A 10296-nucleotide genomic window follows, 5' to 3' on the forward strand; every position below is an offset into this window, starting at 1 on the left:
TTTCATCGAGGCGAAACAGGAGCGATCAATGGCGATCACCAATCCCCGCCCGACCGAGCCGACCCTGTCGGTGGTCCGGGAGGACGTCGAGGGAACCTGTCCGGGCTGCGGGCAGCGCCGGCTGCAGGCCTATCCGGTGCTGTCCGAGGCGGGCTGGTTCGACGTGGTCAAATGCGCCGCCTGCCTGACCGACGTGCGGCGCGTCCCGGGGCCGAAGCTCGGCCCGATCGAACTGCTGGCCGACCGGATCTGAGGAGCGCGGACATGGCTGAGCGCAAGAACATGATCGGGGTCGACGTGGGCGGCACGTTCACCGACATCGTCTCGATCTCCGGCGGCCGGATCGAAACGGTCAAGGTCGCCACCAACGTCGCCGAAAGCTACCGGGCCGTGCTGGAAGGCGCGTCCGAAGTGGACGTCGCCGCCGCGGCCGCGTTCAACCACGCGAGCACGCACGGCCTCAACGCGGTCATCACCCGGCGGCTGCCGAAGATCGCGTTCCTGACCACCGAGGGCCACCGGGACATTCTCGACATGGCCCGCGCGATGCGGCCGCCGGAGGCCAACACCGACCCGCGCTGGCACCGCAGCTTCGGCGACGTGACCGCGCCGATCGTGCCGCGCTATCTGCGCCGCGGAATCCGGGAACGCTTCGGCGCGGACGGGACGGTGGTGATCCCGCTGGACGAGGAGCAGGCCCGCGAGGAGCTGCGGATCCTGGCCCGCTGCGGCGTCGAAGGCGTCGCGATCTGCCTGCTCAATTCCTATGTGGACGGAAGCCACGAGCGCCGGCTGCGCGAACTGGTCGCCGAGGAGATCGGCGACGTCGCGTGCTCGATCTCCAGCGAGGTCTCCCCGCTGGCGCGGGAGTACCCGCGCGCCTCGACCACGGTGATCGACGTGCTGATGAAGCGGATTTACGGCCCCTACACGCGGGAGCTGGCCGCCGGGCTCACCCGGCTCGGCTTCGCCGGCGACCTCAACTTCGCCGACTGCGCGGCCATGCTGGCCCCGGTCGAGGTCGCGATGGAACGTCCCTCGCGCATCGTGTTCTCCGGGCCCGCGGCCGGGACCGTGGCGTGCGCGCACCTGGGCGAGCTGATCGGCGAGCCGAACCTGATCTGTACCGACATCGGCGGCACCTCCAGCGACATCAGCGTGGTCACCGGCGGGAAACCGTTCGTGAACACGACGTTCGAGCTGGAACACGACCTGATCGTGAACACGCTGTCGAACGAGATCGTCAGCGTCGGCGCGGGCGGCGGCAGCATCGTCAGCATCACGCCGACCGGCGAGGTGAAGGTCGGCCCGGAGAGCGCGGGCGCGGACCCCGGCCCGGCCTGCTACGGGCGCGGCGGCCAGGCGCCGACTACGACCGACACTTTCCTGATGATGGGGATCCTCGATCCGGACCGGTTCGCCGCCGGGCGGTCCCGGCTCGACCCCGCCCTCGCACAGGCCGCGTTCGAGGCCCTCGACACCCAGGCGACGCTGTCCGAGCGGGTCCGGTTCGCCTACCGGATGGCGCTCAACAACGTGGCCGAGGGCATCGTCGACGTCCTGGTCAAGAACGGCGTCGACCCGCGCGACCACGCGCTGGTCGCCTACGGCGCGGCGGGCCCGATGATGCTGCCGGGCCTGCTGGAGCAGATGCACGTCAAGAGCGTGCTGGTGCCGCCGCATCCGGGGTTGTTCTCCGCCCTCGGTTTGGTCAGCGCCGACCAGGTGTACGCCGACAGCCGGACCGCCTACGCGGTGCTGACCCCGGACGCGGCGGAGGAGATCGACGCGGTCTACGCGGGCATGGAAGAGGCGATGACGCGGTCGCTGGGCAAGGACGCCGAACGCGTCACGTTCACCCGCTCCTTCGACGGGCAGCTGATGGGCCAGGTGTGGGAGACGCCGTTCGTGCAGGTGCCGAACGGGAAGATCACCCCGGAGGCGGTCGAGACGATGATCGCCAACTTCCACGACGGGTACGAGCAGCGGTCCGGCAACCGGTTCGAGGGCATGCCGGTGCAGGGCGTCACCTACCGGCTCACCGCGGTGGTGCCCACCCCGAAGGTCGAGTACCCCGAGCCGCCGCGACGGCCGGCGGGCGAATCGCCCCAGCCGGTCGGCACGATCGCCATCCGGCATCTGGAGGACACCGACCTGAAGGCCGGCGAGTACGAGCGCGACCAGCTCATGCGCGGCGACGTCATCGAGGGCCCGGCGGTGATCCGGGAACCGATGTCGACCACGTTCGTGCCGCCCGGCCTGATCGCCACCGTCGGCCGGATCGGCGAAATCGTCATCACCCGGGGGACCGGCGAGGACAGGAGCGAGGGCAATGACTGAGACCACCACCGAGACGCTGCTTCGCGACCTCACCGACGAACAGTTCCTCGAGCGCTACGACTGCGACCGGTTCACCGCGTCGGTGCTCGCCAACCGCCTCCGGTACTCCGCGCAGCACGTCACCACCGGCTTGCTGCACCGGGCGTTCTCACCGATCATCGCGCTCTGCTACGACTTCGCGGCCTGCGTCTGCGCGCCGCCGGAGCAGGACTACGCGATGAGCGCGGTCACGAACGGGCTGTCCATCTTCCTGGGCACGATGTCCGCCGGCGTGCGCGTCGCGGTCGAGGAGTTCGGGCCGGAGAAGCTGGTCCCGGGCGACCTGCTGATCTGCAACGACGTGTACCGGATGGGCAACCACTACAACGACGTCTGCTTCATCCGCCCGGTGTTCCACAACGGACGGATCGCGAGCTTCATCGCGCTGCGGGCGCACCAGCTCGACGTCGGCGGCATCGCGCCCGGCGGGTTCTCCGCGGCGAAGCACAACATCTACGAGGACGGCATCTCGATCAGCCCGCGGCTGCTGTACCACGCGGGCGAGCCGGTCAAGGAGACGTTCTCGCTGATCTTCGACAACGTCCGGATGGCCGAGCTGATGCTGCCGGACTTCCACACCATGCAGAGCTGCTGCGCGCTCGGCGAGGGGCTGATCCAGGAGATCATCGAGCGGTACGGCATCGAGGCGTACCTCGGCAGCCTCCGCTACGCCTGCGACGCGTCGGCGGAAAGCATGCGGCTGGCGTTCGCCGAGATGCCGGACGGCGACTACTCGGCGACCGGGTCGCTGGACGCCGACGGCGTCGACGACAGCGAGGAGTACGTCGTCGCGCTGACTCTGCGCAAGCGGGGCGCGAAGCTGGAAGCCGACTTCAGCGGCTCGTCCCGGCAGGCGCGCACCTGCATCAACGCCGGTGCGCTCGACGCCAAGACCGCGGTCGGCGTCGGGCTGAAAATGCTGCTGTCGCCGGAAAGCGAGTTCACCTCCGGCACCTTCCGCGACATCGACCTGGTGATCCCGGCCGGGTCGATGGTCAGCGCCTTGCCGCCGGACGGCGCGGTCTTCTGCTACTACGAGGTGTCCGCGCTCATCAACACGGTGCTGTGCCGGGCATTGGGCTCGGTGCTCGGGGAGGCCGCGCTCGGCGGCGACTTCGGCTCGGCCTACGTGCACAACGCCTACGGCGTCGGCCCGGACGGCACCCCGTGGATGTGCTCGGCGATGGCGGGCGGCGAACACGGCCCGCGCGGCGGTTCGTCGGCCGGCGACGGCGACGGGTTCTCCTGCAGCTACATCTTCAACCTGATGTCGCCGTCGACGGAATCGCTGGAAGCGGATTTCCCGCTGCGGATCATGCGGCGCGAGTTCCTGCCGGACACGGCCGGGCCGGGTTCGTTCCGCGGCGGCGCTTCGGTCGCGAAGGACGTCCTCTACACCCAGCCGGGCCAGCACCAGACCATTCCGCTGCGGTTCCGCAACGCCAGCGGGGTCGGGGTGCGCGGCGGCAGCGACGGCGCGCTCGGCGGCGTGTGGATCTTCGGCCGGGACGGAGCGGCGACCACCGGGCCGGAAACCTTGCTGCCGACGGGGGAGGCGTCCTACGCGAAGGCGGTGGCCGTCGCGGGCACGCTGGACCCGAAGACGCAGGCTCCGCGCCCGGACGGCGAGTACTTCTACTACGGCCGGGACCCGGGCTGGGCCACCGGGGCCGGGGCGACCTGGCGGTACGTGACCAACGGGGGCGGCGGCTGGGGCGACCCGCTCGACCGCGATCCCCAGCACGTGTTGCGCGACGTCCGGGACGAGTACGTGACCATCGCCGCGGCCGAACGCGACTTCGGCGTGGTGATCACCGGCGACCCGCACGCCGACCCGGAAGGCCTCGTGCTCGACCTGCCCGCCACCGAGAAGATCCGCGCCGCCCGGCGCTGAGGGCGCACAGCCGCGGCTCCGGCCGTCCGCTCGACGCGGCAGCCGGAGCCCGGTCGCGCTTTCCGGCGCTCTGGGCGGGCGGCGGCGCGGGCGGCTCTTCTCCGGGGCTCCGGAGGCGCGCAGTTCGCCGCTCTCCGGGACGACGCGCGGGCGCCGGATTCCGTGCTGCGCGCCCGGCCCGGCGATGATGTCCTGTGCACCCGCGGACCGGACCGCCATCCGGCCCGCCGGAACCGGAATCGCCGGGTCGAGGAGGCAGCAGTGCACGTCCCCCGCGCGGAAGGGATCCATCGCGAGGTCGCCCCGCTCGAGCTGTTGTTCGACCTGGTCTTCGTGCTGGCCATCGGCCAGCTGACGCACCACCTCGTCGAGCACCTGACCTGGCGCGCCGGCGCCGAGACCCTCGCCATGCTCGTCGGGGTGTGCGGAGTCTGGGCGTTCACCTCGTTCGAAGTGACCTTGCTCGACGTCGAGCGCAGCGGCACGAAGGCGGTCACCGTCGCAGTGATGGGGCTCGGCCTGTTCATGAACGCGGGCATCGCGCACGCCTTCGAGGCCGGGCCGTGGCTGTTCGTCGTGCCGATGGTGCTCGCCCTCGTCGGCGCCGGCGGCTACGCGGCGGCGACCTCGCCGACGCCTCAGCTCCGGGAGCATTTCGTCCGGGTGCTGGCCTGGACCGGCGCCTCGGCTCCGCTGTGGATCGCCGGCGCCGCGCTCGGTCCGCACTCGCGGATCTGGTTCTGGGCGGCCGCCGCGCTGATCGACCTGGCCGGAACGTGGACCGCGCATCCCGCGCCCGGCCGCACGACGCGGACGGCGCGCCTTCCGTTCGACGCCGCGCACATGGTGGAGCGGATGCGGCTGTTTCTCATCATCCTGCTCGGCGAAACCGTCCTCACCCTGGGCCGGGCGATCTCGGAGCACTACTCCGACGCGCTCACCCTGGTGCTGGCGCTGGGCGGGTTCGCCGCGGTCGTCCTCCTGTGGCAAGTCTATTTCGGACGGTCCGAGCAGCAGGTCGTCCGGCACACCTCGGCGACCGAGAACCCGATCCGCTCGGTGCACGTCGGGATCAACGCGATCTACGGGGTGGTGGCGGGCCTGGTCGTGCTGGCGTCCGGGCTCGAGATCGTCCTCGCGCACGCGCACGACGGCCGCTCCGGCGCGGCCGGGGTGCTGGTGCTGGCCGGCCCCATGGTCTATCTGGCGGCGCAGACGGTCTACTTCCGCGTCGAGACCGGGACGGGCTGGCGGCCGCGGGCGATCGGCGCGATGGCGCTGGGGCTCGCGGCCGCGGCGGCGTACTGGCTGCCGGCGTACGCAGTGATCGCGCTGCTGGTGGTCATTCTGGCCGGCTTGGTCGTCCACCTGTCCCGGGAAGCGGGCGCCGCCACGGCCGCGTAGGCCCCGGACGCCTCCGCGACAGACCATCCGTCTTAGCGAACCGGCTCGGTCGGAGCTTGTTCGCGGATCGGGACGAGGAGCAGGACGCCCAGCAGCGGGCCCACCGCCAAGACTCCGAAGGCGAGGGTCAGCGAGCCGGTCGCGCTGAAGACCGCGCCGACCGCCACCGGGGCGAAGACGCCGCCGAGCTGCCAGGCGGTGTTGGCGAGGCCGAACGCGCCGCCGACGAAACGCGGGTCGGCGTATTGCGGGACAGTCGAGTTGGTCAGCACTGTGTAGCCGTACACGCCCAGCCCGAGCAGCGGAGCGAGGATCAGCAGGAGATGGTAGTCGCGGATCAGGCCGAAGACGACCAGGATGAGCACGAAATATCCGCTGAGGATCATCAGGTGTGTCTTGCGGGTGCCGCGCACGCGGTCGGACAGGAAGCCCACCAGGGGTTTGACGCCGATCGCCGTCGTGCTGACGATGACCATGACGAGCGCGGCCTTCCCCGCCGAGAGGCCGAGCGACTTCACCATCAGGGAATTGCCCCAGGCAAGGAATCCCAGGGTGGCCCACTGCATGCCGAGTCCGGCCGCCGCGAGCGACATCAGGTTGCGGTTTCTCAGCATCGCCGCGAAGCCGAGGCGTCCGCCCGGTTCCGTCTTCGCGGCGGGTTCGGCGGGCTCGACCGGAACGGGCGGATCGTTGCGGAGCAGCGCCCAGCAGACCACGCCGACCACGACCGTGAGCACGCCGAACAGGTAGTAGACCCCGCTCCAGTCCAGCCGTGCCATGAGCGCCGGGATGGACGCGTTGGCGAGCACGCTGCCGAACGCGGTCGCGGTGATGTACAGGCCGAACGCGGTGCCGCGTTCGCGCGGCGGGAACCAGCGGCTGAGCAGCTTGGTGAAGGACGCGACGTCGGCGCCGCTGACCAGCCCGATGAGGATCTGGATCGCGATCCCCACGCCGAGATGGCGCACCGTGCCGAAGGCGAAGGTCAGCACTCCCGCCAGGACCAGGGAAATCCCGACCGCGAGACGGCCGCCGATCAGGTCCGCGAAGATGCCGCCGGGGATGTTGGTGACCACGTAGCCGATGGACATCGCGGTGGCGAAGATCCCGAGCTGGGCCACGGACAGCCCGATGCTGTGCGAGGCGTCGACCGCGACCACCGACCAGGCGGTGCGGTTGAGGTAGACGAGGGTGTAGGCCAGCCAGCACAGGGCGAGGATCACCCATCGGTAGCGGGAAGTTGTCGCGGCCACGCGCACCGCGGTCTCCGGCGACGGCTTTGTAACGTCCATTGTGGACCTCCTTGTCCAGTGGCGGGGGGAAGCTCAGCGCAGGAGGCCCCACTCGCGCAGCTGAGCCGCGTTGTGGTGCAGGGCCGCGACGGGCCGGCGGTCCAGGCTCATGTCCTCGACCGAGACCCAGCCGGCGTAGCCGCGTCGCTCGATGAGGCCGAGCACCTGGGGGACGTCGACTTCGCCGTCCTCGAGCGGTGTCCAGCCCGCTCGCCATCCGCCGCCTGGCGAGCGGAAGTGCGCGGCGTTCTTCAGGTGCACGTGCCCGAGGTAGTCGCCGAGCAGGTCGAGCGCGATCTCGTGCGCCTCGTAGCCTTCGAAGACCAGATTGCCGAGGTCGTAGATCACCCCGACGTGCGCGGGGTCGAAGCGCGAGACCACCCGGTGCGCGAGCGAGGCGCTGGGGCAGATGGTGTTGTGGTGGATCTCCAGCAGCGCGCGGATTCCGGCCGCGCGGGCGGCGGCCTCGATTTCCGCGAAGAACGCGACGGTCCGTTCGAAAAGCTCCGAATAGGACAGTCGGGTCCGGGAGATTCTCGGCGCCTGCACGCGAAATTGCGGAGCACCCGCGGCTTGCGCCAGCTCGCACACGAGCCGGAGCATCGCGCTGTCGCCCACCTCGAGGTAGGGGGCCAGGCCGATCACGTCGAGTCCGGCCGCGCGCGTTTCGCGCGCGGCCGCCTCCGTCGCCGGCACGTCCAGCGGGAGGGTGGCGCGGTGGCCGACCAGGTACGGGTGCGCGGGTCGGGGGTCGCGGACGCTGCCGGGGCGCGGCTCGACCCGCCATTCGATCCCGCCGAACCCCGCGGCGCGGACCTGGTCGATGCATTCGCGGGGGTCCACGGTGGGCAGGCAGATGGTGGCGACGCCGAACTTCACGGCCGGCCCGCGTGTGCGACGGCGAGCGGGGTCTGCGGGAGCGGGGCGAGCTGCGCGCCGCCGCAGACGTGCAGGACCTCGCCGGTGATGAACGACGCCGCGGGCGAGGCCAGGAAAGCGACGGCCTCGGCGACGTCCCGGGGTTCGGCCATCCGCGGCATCGGCGTGATGGCCCGGTACTCCGCGGTCAGGCGGCGGATCTGCTCTTCGTCGCGGTCGTAGGCGGTGAAGTCGGACAGGATGAAGCTGGGCGCGACCGCGTTCGCGGTGACGTTGTGCTTCCCGAGCTCGGGGGCGAGGGAGCGGGTCAGGCCGACGATCCCGGCTTTCATGGTGGTGTAGGCGACCGGTCCGCCGGAGACCCAATTGCGCGAGGCGATGTTCACCACCGCCCCGCTGTGCTGCTCCTTGAAGAACTCCAGCGCCCTGCTGACGAGGAACGCCGGGCCGCGCAGGTTCACGTCGCTCATCAGGTCCCAGTCCCGCGGGGACAGTTCGGCGAGCGTGGAGCGGCGGTTCACGGCCGCGTTGTTGACGATGACGTCGATCCGGCCGAAGCGCCTGCCGACGTAGGCGATCAGCTCCTCGATCGACTCGACGGACCCGAGGTCCGCGCCGACGCCGACCGCGGGCGGGGCGAACCTGGCGCGCAGATCGGCGGCGGTCGCGTCCGCCGCGTCCGCTTTGACGTCGGCGAGCACGACGGCGACGCCGTCTTCGAGCAGGCGTTCGGCGATCGCGGCGCCCAGTTTTCCCGCTGCTCCGGTGACAATGGCGACCCGGTCGGGTTCAGGCATGGGGTGCTTCCTTTTCTTCCGGACAGGACAGGAATTCGGCGATCGCGGCCACGACGTCTCCCGGGTGCTCGTGGTGCGTCCAATGCCCGCCGGGCAGCACGGTGATCGTGGCGGCGGGGAGGAGGTCGCGGGCCAGTCGGGCGCGTTCGTCGTTGCGGTAGATCGCGAGCAGCGGGACGGCAAAGCCGGCGAAGAATTCCTTCGCCTGAGATTGGAAGTGCAGCGCCCCGGGGCCGAAAGCGAAGTCGATGAACAGGTCGCGGACGGCCGCCGGGGCAGCGGCGACCAGGTCGCCGGTGTCGGGGAGCAGGGGACTGGGTCCGTGGTCCGCGAAGTGTTCGCGGGCGACCGCAGCCGGGTCCTCGCGCCGGAGCCGCTCGGCGATCCCCTCGATGCGGGCCCGGTCCTCGTCTGGAAGCCCGAACGCCGGATCGATCGCGACCAGCGCGGCCACCGATTCCGGTTCGCGGCGGGCGAGGAAGGCGGCGACCTCGCTGCCCGCGGAATGGGCGACCAGCACCACCCGGCCGAGACCGAGCCGGTGCACCAGTGCGCGCACGTCCGCCGCCACGTCCGGCAGCCGCATGCCCGGCCCGGGCCGGGACTCGCCGTGCCCGCGCAGGTCCACGAGCACGACCGGCGCGATCCGTCGCAGGCCGGGCAGCACGGGACGCCAGTCCGAGCGGGAACGCGCCCAGCCGTGGACGAGCACGAACGTGAACGGCGCCCCTTCCGGTCCGGGCACCCGCTCGAAAGCAGGCTCGATGATCGCGGTCATGCCGTCCTTCCCGCTCGTCTGTGCGTGGGGACGATCCTGCGTGGCCAGCAGCTATAGATCAAATGCCTATCTGCCGCCCTGGGCATGCCTTGGAGGCATATGCTCGGCTCATGCTGGAGCTGCGCCACCTCGACTATTTCCGCGCTGTCGCCGAGTACGGGTCGATCTCGCGCGCCGCGGCGGCCCTGCACGTCACTCAGCCGACCCTGAGCAGGCAGATCGCGCAGCTGGAGAAGGCGCTCGGGCATCAGCTGCTGCGGCGCACCGCGACCGGCACCGAGCTGACCGCGGCCGGCGAGGGCCTGCGCGAGCACCTGCTGTCCATTTTCGAGCTGGTCGACCGGGTCCCCGAGGTCCTCCAGGCCGCGGCCGGCGCACGGCGCCTCGTCCACCTGGGAGTCCCGTCGGGGATCCCGGCCGGCTGGATCGAGTCCTACCTGAACGCGGTGCGCGAGGCCGCGCCGGAGATCCATTTCGCGATCGTCGAAGCCACGAGCGAGGAACAGCGCCGGCTGCTGCTGAACGGATTGCTGGACCTGAGCCTCGTGCACAGCCAGCCGCCCGAGCTCCACAAGGAACTTCTTTTCCGGCAGCGACTCGGCTGCGTCTTCCGCGAGGGCTCCGGGCCCCGCGACCGGGACCAGCTCGATGTCACCGACCTGGACGGGCTGCGCGTCATGGCCCACTCCGCCAAGAGCGAGGAGGCCAGCCTGCGCGCGGCGGCGACCGCGGCCGGAATCGAAGTCGACTGGCTGTTCCGCGCTTTCTCCGAGCACAGCGAACTGATCGCCACCAGCTCAGGGGCCGACACGGTGCTGATAGCGGTACCTTCTTTCATGGCTGGGACCTCCGGGGAACGCTTCTGGTGCTTGT

The 10296-nt window shown here is 70.9% G+C and carries 9 protein-coding genes; 5 read left to right on the forward strand and 4 right to left on the reverse strand.

The window, feature by feature from the left end; all coding sequences use genetic code 11:
• The first annotated feature begins 28 nt into the window (after positions 1–28).
• The 4 genes from L942_RS05940 (at position 29) to L942_RS05955 (ending at position 5677) form a co-directional block, all read left to right on the forward strand.
• Entirely contained in the window at positions 29–253 is a 225-nt protein-coding gene (locus tag L942_RS05940) for a hypothetical protein (protein ID WP_051165741.1), read from the forward strand.
• 11 nt (positions 254–264) lie between these two features.
• Positions 265–2340, forward strand: coding sequence for a hydantoinase/oxoprolinase family protein (locus tag L942_RS05945; protein WP_235078910.1), 2076 nt, complete (start codon positions 265–267; stop codon positions 2338–2340).
• Positions 2333–4273, forward strand: a complete 1941-nt coding sequence (locus tag L942_RS05950) for a hydantoinase B/oxoprolinase family protein (RefSeq protein ID WP_037355867.1) — start codon at positions 2333–2335, stop codon at positions 4271–4273. The genes L942_RS05945 and L942_RS05950 overlap by 8 nt, the downstream gene beginning before the upstream one ends.
• 261 nt (positions 4274–4534) lie before the next feature.
• Positions 4535–5677 carry a low temperature requirement protein A gene (locus tag L942_RS05955; RefSeq protein ID WP_037355870.1) on the forward strand — a complete coding sequence of 381 codons (1143 nt, stop codon included), beginning with the start codon at positions 4535–4537 and terminating at the stop codon, positions 5675–5677.
• A 32-nt stretch (positions 5678–5709) separates the two neighbouring features.
• Here L942_RS05955 and L942_RS05960 read toward each other — a convergent pair whose 3' ends face one another.
• Genes L942_RS05960 through L942_RS41915 form a run of 4 tightly spaced genes read right to left on the reverse strand, consistent with a single transcriptional unit; the run spans position 5710 to position 9423 of the window.
• Positions 5710–6969, reverse strand: coding sequence for an MFS transporter (locus L942_RS05960; protein ID WP_051165742.1), 1260 nt, complete (start codon positions 6967–6969; stop codon positions 5710–5712).
• Between the two features lie 33 nt (positions 6970–7002).
• Entirely contained in the window at positions 7003–7848 is an 846-nt protein-coding gene (locus L942_RS05965; protein ID WP_037355873.1) for a sugar phosphate isomerase/epimerase family protein, read from the reverse strand.
• Positions 7845–8645: an SDR family NAD(P)-dependent oxidoreductase gene (locus L942_RS05970; protein ID WP_051165743.1), complete on the reverse strand. Its 801-nt coding sequence runs from the start codon at positions 8643–8645 to the stop codon at positions 7845–7847. Before L942_RS05970 ends, L942_RS05965 begins: the two co-directional genes overlap by 4 nt.
• Positions 8638–9423: an alpha/beta fold hydrolase gene (locus tag L942_RS41915; protein WP_051165744.1), complete on the reverse strand. Its 786-nt coding sequence runs from the start codon at positions 9421–9423 to the stop codon at positions 8638–8640. Before L942_RS41915 ends, L942_RS05970 begins: the two co-directional genes overlap by 8 nt.
• A 110-nt stretch (positions 9424–9533) precedes the next feature.
• Here L942_RS41915 and L942_RS05980 point away from each other — a divergent pair.
• Positions 9534–10296, forward strand: a 763-nt coding sequence (locus tag L942_RS05980; RefSeq protein ID WP_051165745.1) for a LysR family transcriptional regulator, incomplete at its 3' end; no start/stop codon positions are given.

It is taken from the genome of Amycolatopsis orientalis DSM 43388, assembly GCF_000411975.1.
GTDB classification, from domain to species: domain Bacteria; phylum Actinomycetota; class Actinomycetes; order Mycobacteriales; family Pseudonocardiaceae; genus Amycolatopsis; species Amycolatopsis orientalis_D.

What these genes read in the sequence shown, in the direction of transcription:
- L942_RS05940 (WP_051165741.1), top strand. Translation starts at nt 29, where the DNA reads ATGGCGATCACCAATCCCCGCCCGACCGAGCCGACCCTGTCGGTGGTC.
- L942_RS05945 (WP_235078910.1), top strand. Translation starts at nt 265, where the DNA reads ATGGCTGAGCGCAAGAACATGATCGGGGTCGACGTGGGCGGCACGTTC.
- L942_RS05950 (WP_037355867.1), top strand. Translation starts at nt 2,333, where the DNA reads ATGACTGAGACCACCACCGAGACGCTGCTTCGCGACCTCACCGACGAA.
- L942_RS05960 (WP_051165742.1), bottom strand. Translation starts at nt 6,969, where the DNA reads ATGGACGTTACAAAGCCGTCGCCGGAGACCGCGGTGCGCGTGGCCGCG.
- L942_RS05970 (WP_051165743.1), bottom strand. Translation starts at nt 8,645, where the DNA reads ATGCCTGAACCCGACCGGGTCGCCATTGTCACCGGAGCAGCGGGAAAA.
- L942_RS41915 (WP_051165744.1), bottom strand. Translation starts at nt 9,423, where the DNA reads ATGACCGCGATCATCGAGCCTGCTTTCGAGCGGGTGCCCGGACCGGAA.